The sequence below is a fragment of the Ruegeria sp. CDSC021 genome (assembly GCF_059610845.1).
Map to the genome: position 1 here is coordinate 93,220 of NZ_JBXWOK010000003.1, position 22,981 is coordinate 116,200.

Here is a 22,981-nt window from a genome sequence, read left to right on the forward strand (position 1 = left end):
CCTATTTGGTGGAATCGGGGGCAGGGAATGCGGCAGCGCGGAAATGTCTTGTTTGTCGTGATTGACCAGCTTCGGGCAGATTGTCTGACCGGCGCGCTGGCCGAGCATGTCAATTTGCCTAATTTGCGCGCTTTTATGGACGAGGCCGTCACGTTTCAGCGCCATTTCTCGGTTACTAACCCTTGTGGCCCGTCGCGTGCGTCCATCCTGACCGGGCAATATGCGATGAATCATAGATCGGTTCGCAATGGAACGCCTTTGCGGCACGACACGCCAAACATCGCAACCGAGATTCGTAAGGCGGGATATCTGCCCTTGCTCTACGGGTATACCGACACCTCGGCTGACCCACGGGTTTACGATGCCAATGACCCGATCCTGAAATCTTACGAACGTCCCATGGAGGGGTTTGAAGAGGTCGTGGAAATGCGGCTTGAAGAATCTTATCCCTGGCGCGCTGACTTGCTGAAAAAAGGTTACAGGTTCGACTCATACTGGGATCTGCACAAACCTGTTTCAACCTCAGGTGAGCCATCCAAATTGAACGACCCGGCGGTGTACCGCGCCGAAGACAGCGACACCGCCTTTTTGACCAACGCTTTTCTGGACAGTATCGCGGCCTTCGGCGACCAAAGCTGGTTTGCGCATCTGACCTATATCCGGCCTCATCCTCCTTTGGTCGCACCCGCTCCCTATAACGATATGTATGATCCCGTCGCGTTGCCGCGGCCGGTTGGTCATGTCAGCCCAGAAGATGAACTGGCAATACACCCGTTTTTTGGACCAACGATGGCTCGGTATTCGGCTTCGGATTTCGTTTTGGGTTTTGATGAGGTGCAACCCTCCACGGCCAATATTCAGGCGCTGCGCTCTGTTTATCTGGGCCTTGCAACAGAGGTCGATTATCATATCGGCCGCGTTGTCCAGTTTCTCAAGGACAGCAATCAATATGATGAGACATTGATCGTAATCACAGCTGACCACGGTGAAATGCTGGGTGATCGACATAGCTGGGGTAAGATGACCGTCTATGACGCAGCTTATCACACGCCTTTACTGGTCCGGATGCCAGGCAATCAGGCGCAGGCCGGAGCCGTGGTGACGGCACCGACCGAGTCGATTGACATCACGCCAACCATTTTGGATTGGGTGGGCCAGAGTATCCCGAATTCTATGGATGGGCGGTCTTTGATGCCGTTTCTGCAGGGGCAGGGACCCAAGGATTGGCGAAGCTTTTCTTTCAGCGAGCTTGACTTTGCCGAGCCGGAAAATCCAACCCTTTGGCAACAGGAATTGGGAACGGGCAGTAGCGATTCATGCCTGTCCATCTTGCGTGACGAACGTTTTACGCTGGTCGAGTTTGCGGCAAACCTGCCACCGCTTTTGTTTGACCACCTGCGTCGCGGCGAAATGGAAAACGTGGCGAGCAACCCGGAATACGCAACAGACCTGGCCAGGTTGGGGCGCGAGATGCTGCGGCACCGTATGCGAAATATGGACCATACGCTTTCCCTGCATTCCATCACCAAAGAGGGGCCAAAATCCAAGCTCAGGCATTAGTCGGGAATGTTGCCCTGTCTCTGCTACACCTGCGATCAATCTGATGTTACGCATAGCTTCAGAGAGGGGGCAGATTGAACATCACAGATAACCAGATAAAGGCAATGACGACAGCTGGGCTGAATCTGATCGGTCAGGCGTTGTCGATCTACGACAGTCAGTTGCGGCTGGTGCTTTGCAACCGGCCTTTTCAGGTGATGTTCGACCTTCCGGATGATCTGGTCCGGCCGGGTGCGTTGTTCCGTGACACAATACATTTTCTGGCGAGCATCGGCGAGTATGGCCATGATGAGGATGTCGAGGACATCGTCGCACATAGGGTCAGTCAAGCCCTCACATTTGAACCGCACTATATTGAGCGCGTCAGGGCGAATGGGCAGGTGATCTCGGTCGAGGGTGCACCGCTGCCCAACGGCGGATGGGTAACGGTCTATACCGACATCACAGATACCAAACAGGCCGAAGCGCTATTGCGGGCGCGTTCCGAAGAATTGTCGGACGAATTGTTGACCCGGGCCGAGGAATTGGCAGCGACCAACAGAAAGCTAGCGTCGACCATTTCGGCTTTGGAAGAGGCAAAACGTCAGTTAACCGAAATCGAAGCCCGTACCCGGATGACAACCGAAATGATGCCAGCGCATATTGCGCATCTGGATGCCGATGGGCGGTACGATTATTCCAATCGCAAGCTCAGTTCGGTTTTGCCCGGCCGTCCCTCTGAAATTCTTGGGATGCATATTTCTGACGCTTTGGGACCGGCCGCATTTGCGCGGATCGAACAGAACCTGAACCGTGCCTACGACGGGGAAGCCACGGTATTTGAATTCACAGAGGGTCAGGATTCACGTCGAATCCGTGTTTCGTTCACGCCCGACAGCGAAGGCGGTGTCTATGTGATGTCAGTTGACATCACTGAAGAAACGCAAGCCCGTGTGGCCCTGCAACAAACACGCCGCCGGGAAATGGCGGCGCAAATGACAAGCGGTCTTGCGCATGATTTCTCAAACTTGCTGACAATTATACTGGGGATGCAGGCCAAGCTTGATAAAATGGACCTGCCGGAAGGCGCACAAAAGCTGGTGGCCGCCACGCGCCAGACTGCTAAACGCGGCGGGCAGTTGCTGAACCGCATAGCAGGCATGACCGGCAACCGAACGCCGCAACCCAAAGCCACGGATATGCGTGCTCTGCTCGAGGATTTGCGTATTCTCGCCACGCCGTCACTGCCGCGTGGCATGGGACTTTCGGTCGTGAATACATTGCCGGATGTGGCACTTATGTTGGATCAGGGGATGATGCAGGACGCCATCCTGAATCTGGTGCTAAATGCGCGAGATGCCTGCGGAGAAACAGGTCAGATCACGATCAGCGCGCATACGATTGGTGGAACCTGGGTCGAGATTTCCGTCTCGGACACAGGGCCGGGCTTTTCGGAAGAAGCGCTTGGCAAGGCACTCAATCCATTCTTCACCACAAAGGGTGACAAGGGATCGGGATTGGGTTTGCCCATGGTTTACGATACGGTCAAACTGACCGGCGGAAATTTGAGCCTGCGCAATACACCAAGCGGTGCCATGGTGGTACTTCGGTTACCATATCGCGCCGCGCCGCCGGCGCTGGAAGGGCTGGTTCTGTTGGTTGAAGACAGCAGCCAACTTCGTCGGAATTTCCGTGACATGCTTGTGGAGATGGGGTTCACCGTGATTGAGGCGACTTCAACCGATGAGGCGCTTTCATTGGTGAACCAGATCGAAGACATCGCATTGATATTGTCCGACATTCGGCTGGAAGGACCAGAGACGGGGCTTGACCTTTTGCAGAAAGTGAACCCTTCCTTGCCGTGTATTCTAATGACATCGCTGCCTTATTCCGACCCGCTGCATCGTCAGGCACTAGCTTTGGCACCAGTTCTGCGCAAACCGTTCACACAAGCGCAGCTTACTGCCTTAATCCGAAATGAGGCCGCATGATGAACCAACCGCTGGTAACCATCTTAGATGATGAGCCTGAGATACGTCGTATCCTGACCGACACACTGGAAGAGGCGGGGTTCCGCACTCAAAGTTTTTCCCGTGCTCGTGAATTTGAAGCATCGTTGAAAAGAGTGGTGCCCGATGTGTGCCTGGTCGACCTGTCTTTGCCGGACACAGACGGCTTGGCACTTGTTCATCGCCTGGCTTTGGAACAAGGTGCCGCAGTCATCATTATTTCGGGGCGGGCACAGGTACAGGATCGTGTCACCGGATTGGAGCTTGGCGCGGATGACTACATCACCAAACCCTTTGATCCAGCCGAAGTGGTCGCTCGTATCCGGGCGCGGCTTCGATCATCGCGGGCACCAGCGCCTCAGTCAGAGATCGCAGAATTCAACGGCTGGACCGCGTATTTCGACCGCTATATTCTTGAAGATGGTTCCGGATCAGAAACGCCGTTCAGCCACGCCGAGGCCGAGGTGTTACGTCTGTTTCTAGATAGTCCTAAACGATTGATCAGCCGGTCGCAGATGCAAGAAGCGCTCGGGGGAGGCGCGGGCGACAGCTTTGACCGGGCCATGGACGTGCGAATATCCCGATTGCGAACAAAACTGGGCGAGGACCCCAAGAACCCGCGATTGATTAAAACTATCTATGGGGCAGGGTACATCTTTTTGGGCGACGTCGCCTGGCGATGATGATGACGAAGCCGGGTGCATCTGGCATTCGGTCTGAAACGGGCTCATAAGCTGTCGGTACGTTGGGGCGTTAAAGTAGATATTGCGGTCGCCACCCCGTTATTGTCGGTCGCGTGTTGATAATCTGTCGGCAGGCACTGGATTCTCGGCACAGTCAGGCATAACTAACACAACCGCGCGGTTCTTTGGCTAAGGCTAACTTGGGTTGAAACGTGATCAGATATCGAATTCGAAAAGGTTTTGGAGCGTAAAATGATCAAAGAGACCTTAGCGAACTGGCGATCCAGCCATCTCGGTCGACTTTTGAGTGAAAGTCTTCGGAAGCAGGGTTGGTTGTACGGTGTTGCCATGGTGGCGATGATTGTCGTCGCAGCAACAACTGCGGGAACCGCATGGATGATGGAGAACATCGTCAATGCGATGACCACGCCTGAGATGAAGTCGCAAGTCTACCTGATTGCCGCAGCGGTCGTCGGCTTGTTTTTGAGTAAGGCTGTCGCCTCTTATATCCAGTCAATCTTTCTGGCGCGTGCGGGCAACCGGATCATCGCGGTGCAACAGGAAAGGCTTTACAATAAGCTGCTGAAACGCGGTGTTGGTTTCTTTGCTGAAACAGAATCGTCCAACCTTCTTATGCGCGTAACTCATGGCGCTCAGGCCGCGCGGCGGCTTATCGACGTCATGGTGACCAGCTTCGTTCGTGATGCCCTGACATTGGTCGGCCTCATCTTCGTGATGATTTACCAGGAACCTGTACTGTCAATTCTGTTCTTCTTTGTGGGTCCCGTTGCGCTTTTGAGTGTGCGTTACATCCTCAAAGGTGTGCGGTCGATCATGCAGTCAGAAATGAAGGCGCTGTCTGAAATCATCAAGGTTCTGCAGGAAACATCTGCGGGCATTCGGGTCATCAAGGTCTTTGCTTTGGAAGACAACATGACTGACCGTATGAATGGGGCGATCAGGTCGGTTGAAAAACGGGCGAACTCAATTTCCAGATTGCAGTCGATTGCCAGCCCGTTGATGGAGCTTCTGGCCGGTGTCGCGATTGCGGGTGTTCTGATCATCAGTACCCTTGATATTACCGGCGGCGAACCGACTTCGGCAGGTCAGCTGATGTCATTCATCACAGCCCTTTTGATGGCTTATGAACCCGCCAAACGCCTGTCAAAAATGCGGGTCGTGATTGAAACGGCCCTGGTACCAGTGGGGATGATGTTCGAGCTGCTCGATCAGGAAGACCCGATGGTCGAAAGCGTGAACCCTGAAAAGCTGAAATCCGGCCCGGGTGAAATCCGTCTAAACAACGTGACGTTCGGCTATCAGGGTGAGCAAAAAGTAATCCGAGATATGAACCTGACCTTCGAGGCAGGCAAGACGACAGCTCTGGTGGGTCAGTCCGGTGGTGGCAAGTCCACGATTTTTGGGTTGATCATGCGGTTTTATGATCCCGATCAGGGCAAGGTCGAAATCGATGGCCAAAACCTTGTCGATGTAAGTTTTGCCTCTTTGCGCCGGAAGATCTCCTATGTGGGCCAAGACACGTTCCTGTTCTCGACAACCGTGATGGAGAACCTTCGTTTTGCGCGACCTGGTGCCACCGATGAAGAGGTGATTGAGGCCGCAAAGGCTGCCCATGCTGATGTGTTCATCTCACAACTGCCAAATGGGTACGATACGCAGGTAGGCGAAAACGGCGCGTTTCTTTCTGGAGGTCAAAAACAGCGTCTGGCGATCGCGCGGGCAATTCTACGCAATGCCGAGATTTTGCTTTTGGATGAAGCCACCAGTGCTCTGGATGCGGAATCTGAGGCGCTTGTTAAGGCTGCGCTGGACAAGTTGACCGAGAATGTAACAACCATTGTAATCGCACACCGGCTTTCAACTGTGCTTCAGGCAGATACCATTATGGTTGTTCAAGACGGTGAAGTTATCGAACAAGGCAACCTTGATGCGCTAATCGAACATAACGGGACGTTCCGCCAACTGTTTGACCAGCAATTCAAGCTTCCGGGATCCTAAGCTCAGTCCGAATGGGCGGGGCCCCACATAGATTCTGAACGGCATCGAGAAGTAATGGGCGTTGGCCCGGTCAATTACTACTCACGAAGAGCCTGATCTTTGACTTTGACAATCGGCTGCAGCAGGTAGTCCAAAACGGTTTTCTTGCCCGCAAGAATATCCACCTCGGCAATCATGCCGGGAATAATTTCAACCGCTACGCCGTTCCCATCCAACATCGAGTGGTTGGTCCGGATTTCCACGACAAAAACTTCTTCATCGTCCCGCTCAGATCGCGTCACGGTATCAGCCCCGATACGGATAATTTGCCCGTCCAAGGCTCCGTATCGAGCAAAATCATAGGCAGTAATCTTGATCCGAACCAACTGTTCAGGGTGCAGAAATGCGATGTCTTCGGGGCGGACATAGGCTTCGACCAACAAAGACTCATCCAGCGGTACAATTTCGATCAGTTCCTCACCGCTCCGTGCCATACCGCCTATGGTCGTGCGGTGAATGCGATTTACGATGCCGCGTACCGGCGACCTGATTTGTGCCTGTTCCGCTCTGTTTCGTAAGGCTGGCAGTGATGGTTCCAGAGTAGCCAGTTCCGCAGTTGCCAATGCAAGTTCGGTCAAAGCCGCACTTCGAAACCTGCTTTGTGTCGCCCGAACCCGATCATCAATTTCCTCCAATCCTGTCTTCAGACGGTTGGTAGCGGCTTCAGCCCTGGTCCGGCGGCCTTGCCACTCAGCCTCGCTGCGTCGCAATGACAATAGTGTCGTGGCGGGTTCCATCTGCTGTTCTACTAGGGGGGTAATGATTGCCCGTTCCTCGGCCAGAACTTTCAAAGTCTCGGACGCGGTCACCGTATCGACAAGCCCTTCTTCGTATTCTCTTAACCGTTGTTCCCGTTGGCTCATCAGAATTGAGATTTCTGCCTGCAACTCTGATCGCCGGCCTTGAAACAGAGCTGTCTCAGACTGAACAACAGTCGGCGCACCTTGGACCAGGATCGTATCAAATGTCAGCTCGGTCTCGTCTATCTCTGCTTGCAGGCGCTGAGATCGGGCTCTCAAGCCATATGCACGCTGTTCCTCTTGGCTGAGCTTGCTGTCGATTTGGGTGGTATCGAACTCCATCAGCAACTTCCCCTTTTCAACAACCTCGCCTTCTCGGACATTCAATGACTGCAGAATGCCGGACTCCGTAGCTTCAATCATCTGAACATCCGCCGACGGCACGATGCGGCCTTCTACACGGGTGACATCATCAAGTTCAGTGAAATGGGCCCAAAACGCTGCTGTCGCCAGGAAAGTCAGGATTACCAAGAGAAGCAATGAACTCCTGACCGGTGACCCGCCTCGCATTTCCCGCGCAAGCGAGGCTAGGTCATGATGCTGCGACATTCAGATGCCTCCGTTGCTTTCCGGAATGCTGTGACAGTATGCTTTTTGGTCCATCTACCCGTACTTTGCCGCCCTCTATGACGATAACCCTATCGACAAGTTCCAATAGGCTGGTTCGATGGGTTACGATCAGCATAGTTGTGTCGGGGGTCGCCTTTTTGAGCCGCTGTATGACCTCAGCTTCGGTTTTGACGTCCATGGCACTTGTTGGCTCGTCCAGAAGAAGAACCGGAGGTTTACCAATCAAGGCTCTGGCCAAGGCGATGGCCTGCCGTTGTCCCCCTGACAATCCCTCACCGCGCTCTGCCAGATTTTGGTCATAGCCTCCGGGATGGCGAGAGACAAAATCCTCGACCCCAGCGACTTGCCCCGCCCAAATCAGGTCCTCATCCCTTGGCCTGATTGCGCCGCTTTTGATATTGTCGCGGATTGACCCGGAAAACAGCCAAATATCTTGCAGAACAGAGCCGATATTGCGCCGCAAATCACCTGGATCAATTTGTCTGATATCGACCCCATCCAATTGAACAGACCCGGCGTCTGGATCGTACAAGCCAAGCATTAGCCGCGCGACCGTGCTTTTCCCCGAGCCGATCGGACCAAGGATTGCAACCTTCTCTCCGGGCGAGATGGTGAATGAAACACCGGACAAGACGTTGTCGTGTTTTTCGGGATAAGCAAACTGGATATTTTCGAAGGTTAATCTCCCTTCAAAGCGATCGCGACTGATCCAGCTCCGCCCTTCGGGGCGTTCACTGTCGGCCTGCATTAAGGCATTAAGGTTTTGATAGGCATTTCGGGCCTGATTAACCCGTGTCAGGGTCTGTGCCAGTTGCCCAAGTGGCGCAAGAGCCCGCCCGGTCAACATGACCGAAGCAACAAGCGCGCCCATGCTTGCCTGACCATCCATCACAAGAAAAACACCGTAGAAAACGATAAGGACCTGGGCGGCCTGTTGGGTAAATCCGGTCAGATTCAAGGCAAATTGAGTCACTGCCCTGCTGCGCGCGCCATGTGATGACTGAAGCTGTATGGCAGCCTCCCACCGCGACCTCATTGGCCGGGCCGCCGCTGTCGTTTTTATGGTCTCCAACCCGGATACAGTTTCGACCAGAACCGATTGCTTGGATTGACCATCGATGAAGCTTTTCTCGGCAAGACGAGAAAGTATAGGTTGCACGATGATGCCTGCTAGCAAAACGACAGGCACAGCCAGAGCTGGAACAAGTGCAAGTGGGCCACCGACCAAGTAAATGACAAAGACAAACAATGCTATGAAGGGTAGATCTACGACTGCCACCAAGGTGGCGGATGTGAAAAACTCACGGAGTGTTTCAAATTCACGAATGGTGCTGGCCATGGCCCCTGTCGAACCTGTGCGCGCCTTCATGCGAATGTTGAGGACCTGGTCAAAGACTCTACGGCCCATCGAAATATCTGCTTTCTGGCCAGCCCGATCTATGAATCCTGCCCGCAGGAGTTTGAGCACGAAATCAAAAAGCAGCGCGATCCCAACACCTGCTGTCAAAGCAATCAGAGATTCTGTGGCTTCGTTTGGCAAAACACGGTCATAGACGACCATGATAAAGACCGAGGTAGATAGACCAAGCAGATTTGCCAACGCCGCCGCAAGCGCAACCTGAGTGTAAGACCAACGATTTTCCGCCATAGCAGACCAAAACCAGTGGCCCGAAGCAGAACTGGGCCCCGTGGCTAAATCCTCACGGTGATTGCGCCGCAGCAGGATCGCAAACCCTGTATAGACTTCTGATAGATCGGTTTGCTGAATTTGACCTATTTCCGTGCCAACCTCCGGATCATAGATCAGAACCCGACCATTTGAGGTTCGGCCATGAAACACAACGGATCTTCCCCCTTCAAGAATCAACAACGCAGGAACCAAAGTGTTGTCAAAAGCTGACAAAGCCCTTCTTCCGTATCCCGCCTGGACCCCAACACGCCGTGCCAGTTCCAATGAATCGCGGATTGTAAGCTCTCCGTTCGAGCCTGTTTGGGCCGCGAGGATCCCGGCAAACGTGATTGGACAGTCAAGATGGGCCGCAGCGTGCATCAGGCATTTTTCAAAGCACGATAACTCGGGCGTTGCGAAGGCAGGTGTCAATTGTTTCATTGAGAACCCTCAACGGAACTGATTGAAATGCCAAGGAGATCCAGGATGTCACCAGTCAAACTAAGGATTGCGTAATCTGTCAGGAAATAGTTCTGTTCGGCTAGGATAAGTCTCTCCTGCGCATTCACATAGTCGCGCTGTGCGTCTAGGATTTCGATCAGACTGCGTCGTCCGATTGTGAATTGCGCGCGCGCCGCTGCAACACTGTCAGCATTCGCCTGCGCAGCTATTCGCGCCTCTCTAAGCCGTTGTGCTCCAGCAATTTGGTCAGCGCGAATTGTGTCCAGCTCTCTTTGTATTTCTCGCGTTAGGGATTGATGAACGAATTCCGCTTCGCGAACTTTGGCTTCAGCCGCGGTGATGGCGGCACGGCGCTGTCCAGTAGAGTCCAGCTCATAATTGAAGGACAGGTCGACCCCGAAATTTGCGTCATTGCTATCATCGCGATCCGCAAATGCCGAAACATTCACGCCGGGTTGACGGCGTGCCAAAGCGGCAGCACGTTCTGCCTTGGCGGCAAGCAGGGCCGCTTCCGAACGTCGAATCTGCAGGCTTCCCGTTACGATACTATGATCCGATTGTGAGATCGTCGGCGCTTTGACTGGGGGTTGCAGATCACCTGATGGGCTGCCAAAAACTTCACGAAAACGGGCATCGGCGAGGTCCACTCTGGCTTTTGCATCCGCCAGTCGCGTCCGTGCATCGGCCATCCGCGACCGCGCTGTCAATACATCGGCGTTCGAACCAGCGCCTAATGCAGCCCTCTCGGAAATTTGTTGAACGAGCTGTTGGTGGACTTCCACATTTTTCACCGAAATATCCAGGATTTTCCGTAAATCCAAGACCACTATATAGACCTCAATCGCAGCCAGAGCGGTTGCCGAGGCTGTTGATAACTGGCCGCCGCGACTTTCAAAAACCCGTGCTTTTGCAGCAGTCAAATCACCGGATGCGGCCCCCCCGTCATAAACGAGCTGTGAGATCCGCAGATAAGGGGTCACGTCGGCTGTGTCCGAGTCTACCCGCTCGGATCTGGCGTTGATTCCAAGTGAAACCTGCGGAAGAAAGGCCCCTTTTGCCGCGTCGTGATTGGCTACCGCCACATCCAGCGCGGACATAGATCGCGCGAGGTTGGGGCTGGTCTCGACAGCGTGCCGTACGCGCTTGCCAAAGGAACTGGTGGTCAGTTTCTGAGATGGTTCATGTGTGCGGAAACCCACGGCCCCGGTTGAAAAAGAAGCCTCGACACCGGCAATGTCAGGTGGTTGGGTACAGGCCGATACTATGTTGAAAGAGAGAGCAGAAATCAGAAAACTCAAAAAGCGACCGCATGTGGGCATTTGTCATTCACACTTCATTAGGGCCAGATTACGTCATCGGTTTGGGCTTGGGCGAATGCATTCATGAAACCGGTAAGTTCTGAATTTTCGGTGTATTTTACAGATGCACCGGCCTGGGAAATCTGCTTTTGCGCCTGAAAAAGCCATCTGAGATTGGATAATGAAGCCTGATGGCCATAGATCAGGCGTAAGCCTTTTGTTTCGACCAGTTCAAATTTGCGTTTTGCCGATAGCTGTTCCAGGCGTGCAGAGTTGATTTGCAACCAGTTATGTGCAGAGCCTAATTCCAAATTGCCGCTCAGGGGCTCAAACAGCCCAAATGCGTCTATCATCTTGCAAATTTCGGTTGTTCTAATCTGAGAGGTTGCGCACGCTTTCAAGAAGTTTTGAACTTCTTTCAATTCAGTGCCGAGCGTATCCGGAGTTGAAAAAAAGGGATTGTCAGAGCACTCTTCGGTCAACAGGCCTGAACCTTCATCTACCACCAGCTGAAAGGTGCTGCCGTTATCCATTCGGCGGCACGAAAAGGGGTGGCTGCGCAGTTCGGACGGAATATAGCTGGCCAGCCAACGCCCTTCTGTTGAAACAAATGGCGAGGGTTCACCAGCAAGAAGTGAATATACAGCAATCGGTTCAATTTCTGGGCCGGTCCTGCGAAACACAATCGGAAAAGTGGCTGCAATCTGGAGCACCTCTTCTTCCACGATCACGCTCTCGGTGCGTTCAGCTGCAAAGTCATAAGATGTGAAACGCTTCCAATACTGATGACTGTGACGGTTGAAATTGATTGGAACTAGGCCATTCTGTGCCATGGCAACCTCTTGAATATCGAGAATACTGCCACCCGTGCAGGGTGGCAGTGTAGTCGAGTGTCAGGCACTGGCCCCGGTTGGATCGGTATGCAGAATATTGTCAGCAGTAAGCCCGCTGAGGTCATCCAATCCGGTGAAATGGGCCACCGTTTCGACTGTCGCCGCATCGGATGCGGAATAGTCGACCTTGACTAGCACACTGTCAGTTCCATCCGTAGCCAGGACATAGATCTCGTCACCTGCTTCGGCGCCGGTAAGGCTTTCGACCGCGGTCTCGATGGTTTGAGCAGTCAGATCGCTCAGCTCTGTCGTCAAACCAACCACTCCGGTGTCCGCGCCTAGTGCATCCCCTACTGAAAGCGTTTCCACACCTGTTCCGTCGCCGCGCAGGCTGTCGACATCCAATCCACTGAACATGATCGCATCAGCGGTGTCAGTCGCGGGTCCAGTCGTGAAGCCAGTGATCGTATCAACGCCATTTGCTGTTGGGTCCGGCTCGAACACGACAATGTCCCGACCAGCACCTGAGACATCCACTGTGTCATCGCCGTCCTGGCCACGAATGACGTTGTCGATGTTGGTTGCAATCAATGTGTCGTCGCCTGACGTCCCGATCTGCAGCACCGATGGACCACCATCCGGAGTCGTCAACGTCAGAACAATCGGTTCAGAGGCATCTAGAACTGTCATCGTGAATGTGACGATGGGTTGGGACAGGTCGGAATAGGTGGTCGCCGCGCCAGCAAAACTGACGGCTGATCCACTCACCGGGTTCGTCAGGAACAAATCGAATGCCCCATTCTCGACATCTGATCCGGTGTCAAACGTCACCACTGAGGGATCGAAACCCAGTTCGGCTGTGATCGCCAGACCGCTGGACAGATCCGTATCAGGGTCTGCGTAGATTTCAAATGTGACTGTTGATCCACTTTGTCCGGCTTCAGTGATCACATAGGCTGCAGGTTCATGGGCCGTGTTTTCATCCGTAACTGGCAAAGGATCAGGGCCACCTGCCACAGAAACCTCTGCGCCAAAGTCCAGATCATCCCCCGCCTCGACTGATGCAAAGGTCGCAACACTTACCAACAGTGTCCAGGTTCCGTCGGCACCGACCGTAGCGGTTCCGACTGACATGGAGTTCAACGTCACATCTACAGCCTCGCCTGCGGCAAGGCCTATTGACGTGCCAGAGACAACGACTCCTGAATTTTGGGCGTCATTCAATGAAACGGCACCGTTTGTTCCGGTGTCATTGATTGTCAGGACAGGCCGGAAATCCGTGGCTAACGGGGTGGCGGCGGCGGTAGAGATGTTGCCGGCGGAATCCGTAACCGTCGCTGAAACCTGGAAGGTTGTGCTGTCTGCCAACGCTCCCAAGTCACCGGACGGAACGATTGCTGACCAGGTGCCACTTGAGGCGGTGCCTGTATAGGACTGCCCGTTCAGTGTGACTGTAACCGTTTCCCCATCGGCGGCATCCGTAGTCCCGGTGATCGTCAGGTCACTATCTTTTTCGGATACATCCAGCTCTGACCCGACCGAAAGAGGGTCGATGGTGACCGCTGGTGCTGTATAGTCTGTGTCAAAACTGGTTGATGTCGCTGTTGTGTTCCCAGCCGCATCCGAAGCAGATGCCTCGACATCGTAGGTTTCGCTATCCTGAAGTCCGGCCAAATCCGCGGCTGAGGCGGTATAGGTCCAGGACCCGCCCGTTACGGTCGCCGTGCCGGTGACGTCAACTGTGCCGTCCTGCCGAACGATTTCTACGGTCACAACCGTGCCATCTGCCGTATCAGAGGTTCCGGACACTGTAAGGTCGGTTCCTTGTTCCGCGGCGTTCATGACAGCCCCATCCGACAACCCGGTGATAGAGACCGCCGGTGCTGTGAAATCCGTTGTGAAACTGCCGCTGGCCTGCAGGGCAGGGTTTCCAGCCGCGTCCGAGACATCTGCGGTAACATTGACGGTTGCTGCATCGGACAGGGCAGCAAGATCTATCGCCGGGACGGTCGCCGACCAGGTACCGCCAGAGGCGGTTGCGGTGTAGTCCTGCCCATTCATGGAAACGGTTACGGTTTGACCATCCTCAGCGTTCGTTGTTCCAGAGATTGTCAGATCAGTGCCCTGTTCGGCTGCATTCATGACAGCGCCGTCGGAAAAGTTGTCGATGCTTACAGTCGGCGCGGTGGCATCTTTCGAAAGCGGGACACTTGCCTGCGGTGCAGATAGGCCGTCTGTGTCAAGCACATCCGCCGTGATCGTGAAATCGCCCCCATCTGCCAGCGATGCAAGATCGCTTGCAGGGACGGTGACGCTCCAACTGCCGCCGCTGACTGAACCGGTGTAGGTTTGTCCATCCAGGGTGACTGTCACCACCTGGCCGTCCTGAACATTTCCTGTTGTGCCACTGATGGTCAGGTCGGAGGCGGTTTCGGCAGCGTTGATGACCGCGCCAACTGACAATGGCGCGATATTCACCGAGGGTCCCGTCAGATCGACCGGAACCGAGGCGGTGACCGGTACCGATGGGTTTCCTGCCACATCATCTACGACAACACTTACCGTGGCCGGAATTCCGGTGGAAAGCGAGCCGAGGTCGCCGCTGGGTATGGTGACACTCCAAGTACCGCCTGACACGGTGCCGGTATATGCTTGGCCATCGAACGTCACAGTGACCGTCTGACCGTCTGTGGCGGACGTTGACCCGGACACAACCAGATCAGAGCTAATGTCCCCCAGGCCGATCGAGCCGCCAGAGACCGGATCAAGCGTGATCGTTGGAGCGCTAAAGTCTGTGTCAAAGCTTGCGCTTGTCTGTACCGCCGGATTACCCGCGCGGTCGTCGACATCGGCAGTCACTGAAACGGTCACCCCGTCAGGCAGGGCGGCCAGGTCTGTGGCCGGCACGGTAACACTCCAGTGGCCGCCGCCATTCACTGTCCCAGTATAAGTCTGCCCGTTTACAGATACCGTTACTGTTTGACCTCTCTCGGCGTCAGAAGTGCCCGAGATTGTAAGATCGGTCGCTTGCTCGGCGGCATTCAGAATGGCCCCGTCCGAAAAGCCCGTAATGCTGACCGTCGGTGGAAGAGTGTCCACATCGAATCTTACCGTTTCGACCGATACTTCCTCACCCGCTCCATCCAGGTTGCGAACGGTGACTGTTGTCACACCTTGAGGAAGGCTAGCCGCCTCAACCGCCGTAAGGGAAATACTCCAGCTGCCATCTGGATTGGGCGTTGCCGTCTTGGTCAGTGACCCGATTGTCACCTCGACCGTTGTGGTTCCGGTCGGTGCCATCAGGTTTGCGCTGGCGCTGTTCAATGCGTTCGCTTGCAGACCAGCAAGGTTCAGGCTCTGGAAATTTGGAGCGGGCGCCGGAGCCTCGTCATCTCCACCGCCGCCGCCACCACCTCCCCCTGCTGCGGCTGCACCCGCCAGACCAAGGCCCCCCAAAACAGCACCGGCGCCGCTAACGCCGCCAGCGGCTGCTGCGGCTCCCCCGGCTTCGGCGGCCAGTGCGAATTGCGCGATTTCCGCCGCCGCATCTTCGGCAATCATGATGGAGCCGCCATCCAGGATATGAACATTCTCTGCCGAGACCAAAATCGTACGCCCATCTTCCAATTTGAGGAGAACATCGCCATTTGCCAGCAGCTTTGCGCTGTTAACGCCGGGAATCGCATCAGCGAATTGGAAGGTGTCCAGTTCTTCGGTCGTGGCCTGTGCCAACGCAGGAAGGGCAAGCAAGGCCGAACTTAGACTGCCTGCGATACCGCGCCCGACCCAGCGACGCATTTTGTTGCCGATCCACTTGCGTATCTGTTGCCGCTGACCCGCATCGGGCCGGGTACTTGCAGGATTGCGTGTCATATCAGGTGTTTTGGTCATCTTGCCCTCACATGCTGTTTCCGCGCTGAAATCATGGGCAGCGACGTTTTGTTCATGTGTGTTGCCCATCGGATGTTCATGCGGTCGGACCAGAAAAAATTGTGTTAAACTGAAACCGAACTCCTCGTTTTCACCACAATCCCGCTTTGGTATTGGACCGGGCATCAGATCATCCTGTTCAAGAGCCAGGTTTTGGCGTGGGGTGATTTGGTATGATGCTTCAGTTCGGCGGAGTAGTTGCAACAGGGAGCGCAGCGCTCGATTCAGGTATCGGCGATACGGCTTTAGAAACGTTTAACGGGGAAACGTATCTGTACAGCCTGACCGGACAGGGAGGGGGCATTGTTGTATGGCACCTCGTCGAAGGCGCGGTTCCCCAGCAGCAAGACATAGAATATTTCAGTGGTACAATCTCGGGCACAGTTGGACGTTCCGGGGTAATGGTTTCTCTGTTGGGGGGCGATCAGATCGTTCTGGATGTCAGGTCCGCAACCGGCCTTGTCAGCTACGAAATCCTTCCAGACGGATCTATCGGAGAATTACAGGAAACCGGGACCCTGAACGGTGGGGGTGGCTATTCGGCCTTAGTGCAGGTTTCCTTTGGATCGGTCGACATTCTGGCCGTGGCGCAAGAGGGCAGCGGGTTGATTTCGACCTATACGGTCGGCTCAGACGGCTCACTGACCTTTGCGGGGGCCGTTGCAGGTCAGGCCGACTCGATCCAGACCGCTCAGTCCGGGTCGGATCATTTTGTCGTTGCAACCGACGCCAACAGCAATTCGATAACGACCTATTTGGTGGACAGCAGCGCGGGAACCTTGAGCCTCGCAGATTCCGGCGATGGGGTCTCGACCTTGGGCATTGGCGCCCCAACGGCCGTCGAAATTGTGCAGGCGCATGGCCATTCCTGGGTCATCGTTGCTGGCAGCGAAAGCAACACGATCAGCGTCATGGAGCTGTCTGGTGATGGCCGGTTGATACCCACCGATCATGTCCTGGATACACTGAATACCCGCTTTGAATCGGCTCAGGACCTGGCCGTGGTCGAAGTGAATGGTCAGGTGTTTGTCGTGGCCGGGGGAGGCGATGATGGGGTGACACTGTTTACCCTGACACCGGATGGTCAACTGGTCTATCTGGACAGTTTTGCCGATACGTTGAGCACCGGGCTGCAAAATGTCGAATCGCTCAGCGTGGCCCATGTCGGGGACGACATTCAGATCTTTGCCGCCTCACAAGAAGAGGCCGGGTTGACGCAGCTTACTTTTTCGGTCGCTGACCCGGGTATCGTAGCGGACGGTTATGGGACAGTCACTGGAACCGCGCAGAACGATATGCTCAGTGGCAGCATCCTTGATGCCTCTCTACTTGGCGGCGGCGGCGATGACATCCTGATAGCGGGGATTGGGGCCACTACGATGACCGGCGGTTCCGGGTCTGATATCTTTGTGATGCAGACCGGAAGCGCGATGACAACGATTACCGATTTTGAAGTCGGATCGGACAGGCTGGATCTGTTTGACTATCCATTCCTGCGCTCACCTGGACAGCTCACTTTTACGTCCACCGCGCAAGGTGCGCAGATCGGGTATCTGGATAATGTGGTTCAGGTGTTTTCGGCGTCAGGTGCTCCGCTGACCAGTTCAGATGTCTTTGGCGCCGGATTTGGCGGGCCAGACCATATTCCGGTGGATTTGAACGGTTTGGGCGGGCTCGACCCGGACAGTTCGGCAGGCATTCAAGGGAATATTACCATTGATTCACAAGCTGCAAATCCCGGTCTGTCAAACGCTGAAATACGTTTCACCCCGGACGGAGGCGGCACGGTTAGTGTCCAAGCCGACGATGAAGGGAGGTTCGATCTGGATCTGCCTTCGGGCACATTTATCGGTGAACTGGATATCATAAAGTCCTATTCGGCTGGGACCGGCGAGATCACGGCCTTGGACGCATTGCAGGTCTTGCGGCTTTCTGTGGGACTGGACCCGACATGGGGGCAGGCAGCACCGGAAAACCTAATTGCAGCCGATATCAATCAAGATGGCCTCATCAACGCTCTGGATGCGCTGGCTATCTTGCAGATCGCCGTCGGATTGCCCACAGCGCATGAGGCAGAGTGGGTGTTTCTGGACGCAGACGCTGATTTGTCGGGGATCACAAGTTCAAACGTGACCTACGAAACCGGTGTCGATGTCGTCGCGGTAGGCGGAGTGATCACGACTGACATGACTTCGATCCTGTTGGGCAATCTCGAAGCGGTTTAAAGACGACGGAATCTATTCCCGGAAGGCCCTGTTAAAGTAATCGGCCATCGGTTTTATCAGATATGAAAACGGGGATCGCTCGTCCGTCTTGATCATCGCTTCGACTGGCATGCCGGGTACAAGACGTTGCCCGTTCAGGCGCTCGATCTGGTTGGCATCAGGTAACATTTCAGCGCGATAAAATGTGTGTCCGGTGTTCTCATCAGTGAACGTATCGGCAGAAATCGTGACAACATGCCCTTCGATTTCGGGGGTTTCGCGTTGGTTGAAGGCGGGAAATCGCAGGAGGGCGGGCTGCCCAATATATACTTGGTCCACATGAATCGCATCTACGCGAGCGGCGATCAGCAGAGGAATTTCCTGTGGTACGACATACATCATCGGTTCTGCCGGCTGTACAACCGAATGCAGTGCAAACACCTGGCTTCCATAGACAGTACCGGAAACCGGCGCCCTAATATCCAGCCGCGATAGACGAACAGCCAGCGAGAGCCTGCGTTCAGACAGTTCGGCGATTTTCGATTGCGCATCGCGTAAGGCGGTGATTGCTTCTTCGCGGCGTGTCGCCTGCAGTTCTACAATCTTGATCTCGGTTGCCGCGATTTGGCCTTTGAGCCGCGCGGCAGCCGCTTCGAGCCTGCCTATTTCACCTGTCAGGCTGGCTTCTTCGCGTTGCAAGGCGGATACCCGACTGGCTTGTGTCAGGCCGCGTTGAAGCAGGCTTTGCTGGTCCTGCAGCTCCTCCTGTATCAGATCGACCTGACGGCGCAGCGAGACCAGTTGCGCCAAGGTGCCCTCGATCTCGCTTTCTATCTGAATGCGTTGCTTGCTCAACTGCTGAGTCTGCTGATTTAGGGTATTCAGACGTGCCTCGAACAGGCGTTGCTGGCCGGCGATCAGCTCAGGGTCAATGTCTTCTTGTTTCTGTACGTCGTTCAGCGCGGATGTCAAAACAGTCAGATCAGTGCCATCGCGTTCGGCCTGAAGCCGCGCCTTTCGGACGAGTAATTCAAACAGCTGCGCCTCAACGATGGTCTTTTCCGAGGTCAGAAACGTGTCATCCAGACGTAACAGAATGTCGCCGCCGGTGACGGAATCACCGTCGCGCACAAAAATCTCGCCGACCACGCCACCGTCTGGATGCTCGACTACCTGGCGGTTGCTTTGAACTTCGATGACGCCCTGCGATACAATGGCGCCTGCCAGCCTGGTCTGCACCGCCCAAAAGCCCAACCCGCCGATTAAAATAGCCAGTGCGAGAAACCCGACCAGAGCAGGAAATGTAATGCGCCAAACAGGGCGCGTATCATTATGATTGGGCTTTTGCATTACTCACCCACCCGTGCCAGACCTTTTTTGATCGCATTTGCGTTCTGAACCATGGCGCTTAGCACCTCATCGCGGCTGCCGGATTTCACGACCTGGCCATTTTCAACAACAGCAAGATCGTCGCATTCCGAAATGGCCTGTGGTCGGTGCGTCATGATGATGGCTGATTTGCCCGCGGCCTTCAGTTCTCGGATAGCGGTGTTCAATGCCTCAGTGCCATCAGCATCCAGAGCCGAGTTCGGCTCGTCCAGGATCAGCAGGACAGGATCTCCATACAAAGCGCGCGCCAGAGCAATACGTTGCTTTTGGCCACCCGACAGTTGACTGTCATTGCCTTCCAGAAACGTGTCGTACCCCTTTTCCAATGTCAGGATCAGGTCATGAGCCTTGGCTTTCTTGGCTGCAGCGATGACCGCTTCCGAATCCGGATTTTGGGACATCCGGGCGATGTTTTCGGTCACTGTTCCGTTGAACAAAGTGACTTCCTGCGGCAGATAGCCGATGTGTTGGCCCAAATCATCAGTCCCGTATTGATCCAGTGTAGCGCCTCCAAGCCTGATTTCGCCAACGGCCGGTTTCCACAATCCTAACAGGGCCTTGGCAAGCGTGGATTTTCCTGACCCGCTTTTGCCGATCACGCCCAAAGCTTTGCCCGGTTCTAGTTTCAGTGAAACGTTCCTGAGTGTCGGTAAATCGGCGCCGGGTGGTACAACGGTCAGTCCTTTGGCGATCAGGCGCGCATCTGGTACAGGCAATTTGGTCCGGTCCGGCTCGGGCGGGGTGGTGTCCAGGAATCGGTTCAGTGAAATCCACGCAGATCGCGCACGCTCCACCAATGCCCATTGGCCCACCGCCTGCTCGACCGGGGCCAATGCGCGCCCAAGCAGGATGGACCCTGCAATCATTGCCCCAGGGGACAGTTCGTTTCTTAAAACCAGCAAAGCTCCCAATGCCAGCATGGCAGATTGCAAGAACAGCCGCATCGACTTGGTTAATGAGGTAAAGCTTCCGGTCCAATCGCTGGCCGAGATGGTCTGTCTCAGCGCATCGGTCCTCTGGGTCAGCCAGCGTTGCGAGATGTCGTGCTGCATTCCTTGCGAGCGGACAACTTCTGCGGCTTGTCTGGCATGTTCCGAGAATGAGCCTGCCCGCGCCGAGGCCTGCTGTGCAGCGGCAACCTTTCTATGAGTGAGCGCCTGATTAAGCAGAGCGATGACAATCAGGATCGCGCCACCCGCAACCGCAAGCCATCCAAGCATCGGGTGGAATAGGAAGATTGCTGCCAGAAAAACCGGTGTCCAGGGGATATCCATTACGGCCAGCAAAACAGGTGAGGAACACAGGTTCTGGATTGCCTCAAGGTCGCGCAAGGCAGTGGCTGGGGCTGCACGGGCCTGCGGAACAAGAGATTTTCGCAGCGTTGCCTCGAACACCCGCTCGTCCAGTTGCGACTGGAACCTCGCTCCGAACCGCGCAACGATACGTCCTCGCGCAAAATCCAGCATGGCCATAAGGCTATATAATAGAGCGACAATCAGAAACAGCGCCGTGAGGGTTTCAACCGCCCGAGAGGCAAGGACCCGGTCATAAACCTGCAGCATGAATAAAGGCCCCGTCAGCATCAGCAGGTTGACAAAGATGCTGAACAGGAAGGCCAGTGCCAGAAATGACAGCCCCTTGTTGCGCACCTTGCGCAACTCATGTCTGGCAGGCAGGGACCTGGGAATTTCAGAGCTCACGTTGTTAGCCTTGGGTTACTGTTCGATACGGGCATTTGCGCCTTAATTTCTTGCACATTAGCCTTTGGTAAGCCTAATGCAAATGTGCGACTTACCGGTTCAGGGAAATGGGCTGATATGTCAACATGATCACCACAGTCTCAAGCGGGTTTCTGCCAGACTGGGGCGATGGATCGCAAGGTGCTAACCGCTGCACTCAGATGAGCAACTTACGATCTGTAGGAAAGCAAAAACTGACGAACCTGAATCCAGCGTCAGCCTGAATTCTATTGATGCAGGTCAATGCGCAGCGCCAGCGAATGGCGTTCATGTAGAACCGTTCAGGTCGCCTCGGGGTCATTCATCCTTAGAAATCTCATATTGAGACTGTATGAAGAGACCGGAAGTTTCGAAACCCAATCTCAGCTCTTTTAGGAGTTTGATGACATGAAGCTCAAGTTTCCAACTGCATATACAATTCTGTTTGCGTTGATAGCACTGGTCGCCATTGCAACCTGGTTTGTTCCCGCTGGCCAATATGACCGCGTCGCTAACGAAGCCCTGGGACGCGATGTTCCGGTACCGGGCAGCTATCAGGTTGTCGAGCCCAATCCGCAGGGGTTCTATGATGTCGTACTGGCCCCTATCGGGGGGTTCTATGACCCTGTCAGTTATGAAGCGCGGGCGATTGATGTTGCACTTTTTGTGCTGGTGATTGGCGGTTTTTTGGGAGTTGTAACGCGAACCGGGGCGATTGACGCCGGGATTGCGCGCGCAATGGTGCGTCTGAAGGGGCGCGAGAAATGGATGATCCCCATCTTGATGGCCTTCTTTGCTGCGGGGGGCACAATCTATGGCATGGCCGAAGAGTCACTGGCTTTTTACGCGCTGATCATCCCAGTGATGATTGCCGCGCGCTATGACGCGGTAGTGGGTGTGGCCATCATCATGCTGGGGGCGGGGGTTGGCACGCTGGGATCGACGATTAACCCGTTTGCCACAGTCATCGCCTCGGATGCGGCGGGGGTGCCCTTCACCAATGGCATAATGCTGCGCTTTGCGCTGTTGCTGGCATGCTGGTTGGCTTGTGTGGTTTTTGTCATGCGATATGCAGCCAAGGTCAAAGCCGATCCGGATCTGTCCTTCGTTGCCGACAAGCGCGAAAGCAATGAGGCGCATTTCCTCAAAGGTGGCCGCACGGGCGGTGAAGCTCCGACCTTTACGGGTATGCATGGGCTGATCCTTTTGATCTTTGCGGCCAGCTTTGGCGTGATGATCTGGGGTGTCGCGGCAGGAGGCTGGTGGATGGCCGAGATGTCCGGCCTGTTCATTGTGTCCTCGATAATCGTGGGATTGATCGCACGGATCGGGGAAGAGGAATTCACCTCGACCTTCGTTGACGGTGCCCGGGATTTGCTGGGGGTTGCGCTGGTGATCGGGATCGCGCGCGGGATCGTAGTGGTCATGGACGCAGGAAACATCACCGATACCATTTTGTATTGGGCCGAAGGTGCCGTGGATGGTTTGGGCAAAGTGGCCTTTATCAATGCGATGTTCGCCTTGCAGGGGCTGTTGTCCTTCCTCGTCCCGTCATCCTCGGGCTTGGCGGTTCTGACCATGCCGATCATGGCGCCGCTAGCAGACTTTTCCGGCGTAGAACGGTCCTTGGTCGTGACGGCCTATCAGTCAGCCAGCGGTTTGGTGAACCTGATTAACCCCACCTTTGCGGTGGTCATGGGCGGGCTTGCCCTGGGGCGTGTGCCCTATGAACGCTGGCTCAGGTTCATGTGGCCGCTTTTACTGATCCTGATCGTCATCATCATGGCCGGGCTCAGCCTTTCCGCGTTGGCATGAGGTC

The 22,981-nt window shown here is 55.0% G+C and carries 13 protein-coding genes; 6 read left to right on the forward strand and 7 right to left on the reverse strand.

Features of this window, described 5'->3' with window-relative positions:
• Positions 1 to 27: 27 nt before the first annotated feature.
• From AC2FGB_RS07380 to AC2FGB_RS07395, 4 genes are all read left to right on the forward strand, one after another.
• Positions 28 to 1,560 (forward strand): sulfatase-like hydrolase/transferase, encoded by a 1,533-nt coding sequence (locus AC2FGB_RS07380; protein WP_281995124.1) that lies wholly within the window; start codon positions 28 to 30, stop codon positions 1,558 to 1,560.
• Between the two features lie 104 nt (positions 1,561 to 1,664).
• Positions 1,665 to 3,530, forward strand: a complete 1,866-nt coding sequence (locus tag AC2FGB_RS07385) for a PAS-domain containing protein (RefSeq protein WP_496693776.1) — start codon at positions 1,665 to 1,667, stop codon at positions 3,528 to 3,530.
• Complete coding sequence (locus tag AC2FGB_RS07390) at positions 3,530 to 4,231, forward strand: response regulator transcription factor (RefSeq protein WP_496693775.1); 702 nt, start codon at positions 3,530 to 3,532, stop codon at positions 4,229 to 4,231. Before AC2FGB_RS07385 ends, AC2FGB_RS07390 begins: the two co-directional genes overlap by 1 nt.
• Positions 4,232 to 4,483: 252 nt before the next feature.
• The gene (locus AC2FGB_RS07395; protein WP_142636416.1) at positions 4,484 to 6,250 is read left to right on the forward strand and encodes an ABC transporter ATP-binding protein; all 1,767 of its coding nucleotides are present in this window, start codon (positions 4,484 to 4,486) and stop codon (positions 6,248 to 6,250) included.
• 77 nt (positions 6,251 to 6,327) lie between these two features.
• Here the strand turns inward: AC2FGB_RS07395 and AC2FGB_RS07400 are convergent, their stop codons facing one another.
• The 5 genes from AC2FGB_RS07400 to AC2FGB_RS07420 form a co-directional block, all read right to left on the reverse strand.
• Complete coding sequence (locus tag AC2FGB_RS07400; RefSeq protein ID WP_496693774.1) at positions 6,328 to 7,638, reverse strand: HlyD family type I secretion periplasmic adaptor subunit; 1,311 nt, start codon at positions 7,636 to 7,638, stop codon at positions 6,328 to 6,330.
• Positions 7,622 to 9,769, reverse strand: coding sequence for a type I secretion system permease/ATPase (locus AC2FGB_RS07405; protein WP_496689260.1), 2,148 nt, complete (start codon positions 9,767 to 9,769; stop codon positions 7,622 to 7,624). Before AC2FGB_RS07405 ends, AC2FGB_RS07400 begins: the two co-directional genes overlap by 17 nt.
• A complete protein-coding gene (locus tag AC2FGB_RS07410) occupies positions 9,766 to 10,989 on the reverse strand; it encodes a TolC family protein (protein ID WP_496689262.1) in 1,224 nt (407 codons plus the stop codon). The genes AC2FGB_RS07405 and AC2FGB_RS07410 overlap by 4 nt, the downstream gene beginning before the upstream one ends.
• 137 nt (positions 10,990 to 11,126) lie before the next feature.
• A complete protein-coding gene (locus AC2FGB_RS07415; RefSeq protein ID WP_496693773.1) occupies positions 11,127 to 11,921 on the reverse strand; it encodes a SapC family protein in 795 nt (264 codons plus the stop codon).
• A 60-nt stretch (positions 11,922 to 11,981) separates the two neighbouring features.
• A complete protein-coding gene (locus tag AC2FGB_RS07420) occupies positions 11,982 to 15,812 on the reverse strand; it encodes a beta strand repeat-containing protein (protein ID WP_496693772.1) in 3,831 nt (1,276 codons plus the stop codon).
• 212 nt (positions 15,813 to 16,024) lie between these two features.
• Between AC2FGB_RS07420 and AC2FGB_RS07425 the strand changes: the two genes are divergently transcribed.
• Positions 16,025 to 18,076, forward strand: coding sequence for a beta-propeller fold lactonase family protein (locus AC2FGB_RS07425; protein WP_496693771.1), 2,052 nt, complete (start codon positions 16,025 to 16,027; stop codon positions 18,074 to 18,076).
• 12 nt (positions 18,077 to 18,088) lie between these two features.
• Here AC2FGB_RS07425 and AC2FGB_RS07430 read toward each other — a convergent pair whose 3' ends face one another.
• Together AC2FGB_RS07430 and AC2FGB_RS07435 are read right to left on the reverse strand one after the other, a co-directional pair.
• Complete coding sequence (locus AC2FGB_RS07430; protein ID WP_271948965.1) at positions 18,089 to 19,405, reverse strand: HlyD family type I secretion periplasmic adaptor subunit; 1,317 nt, start codon at positions 19,403 to 19,405, stop codon at positions 18,089 to 18,091.
• Complete coding sequence (locus tag AC2FGB_RS07435) at positions 19,405 to 21,144, reverse strand: type I secretion system permease/ATPase (RefSeq protein ID WP_416383920.1); 1,740 nt, start codon at positions 21,142 to 21,144, stop codon at positions 19,405 to 19,407. The genes AC2FGB_RS07430 and AC2FGB_RS07435 overlap by 1 nt, the downstream gene beginning before the upstream one ends.
• 426 nt (positions 21,145 to 21,570) lie before the next feature.
• Here AC2FGB_RS07435 and AC2FGB_RS07440 point away from each other — a divergent pair, with 426 nt between their 5' ends.
• Complete coding sequence (locus AC2FGB_RS07440) at positions 21,571 to 22,977, forward strand: YfcC family protein (protein ID WP_496689271.1); 1,407 nt, start codon at positions 21,571 to 21,573, stop codon at positions 22,975 to 22,977.
• Positions 22,978 to 22,981 lie beyond the last annotated feature (4 nt).

What these genes read in the sequence shown, in the direction of transcription:
- AC2FGB_RS07425 (WP_496693771.1), top strand. Translation starts at nt 16,025, where the DNA reads ATGATGCTTCAGTTCGGCGGAGTAGTTGCAACAGGGAGCGCAGCGCTC.
- AC2FGB_RS07400 (WP_496693774.1), bottom strand. Translation starts at nt 7,638, where the DNA reads ATGTCGCAGCATCATGACCTAGCCTCGCTTGCGCGGGAAATGCGAGGC.
- AC2FGB_RS07415 (WP_496693773.1), bottom strand. Translation starts at nt 11,921, where the DNA reads ATGGCACAGAATGGCCTAGTTCCAATCAATTTCAACCGTCACAGTCAT.
- AC2FGB_RS07405 (WP_496689260.1), bottom strand. Translation starts at nt 9,769, where the DNA reads ATGAAACAATTGACACCTGCCTTCGCAACGCCCGAGTTATCGTGCTTT.
- AC2FGB_RS07420 (WP_496693772.1), bottom strand. Translation starts at nt 15,812, where the DNA reads ATGACCAAAACACCTGATATGACACGCAATCCTGCAAGTACCCGGCCC.
- AC2FGB_RS07430 (WP_271948965.1), bottom strand. Translation starts at nt 19,405, where the DNA reads ATGCAAAAGCCCAATCATAATGATACGCGCCCTGTTTGGCGCATTACA.
- AC2FGB_RS07385 (WP_496693776.1), top strand. Translation starts at nt 1,665, where the DNA reads ATGACGACAGCTGGGCTGAATCTGATCGGTCAGGCGTTGTCGATCTAC.
- AC2FGB_RS07390 (WP_496693775.1), top strand. Translation starts at nt 3,530, where the DNA reads ATGAACCAACCGCTGGTAACCATCTTAGATGATGAGCCTGAGATACGT.
- AC2FGB_RS07440 (WP_496689271.1), top strand. Translation starts at nt 21,571, where the DNA reads ATGAAGCTCAAGTTTCCAACTGCATATACAATTCTGTTTGCGTTGATA.
- AC2FGB_RS07395 (WP_142636416.1), top strand. Translation starts at nt 4,484, where the DNA reads ATGATCAAAGAGACCTTAGCGAACTGGCGATCCAGCCATCTCGGTCGA.
- AC2FGB_RS07380 (WP_281995124.1), top strand. Translation starts at nt 28, where the DNA reads ATGCGGCAGCGCGGAAATGTCTTGTTTGTCGTGATTGACCAGCTTCGG.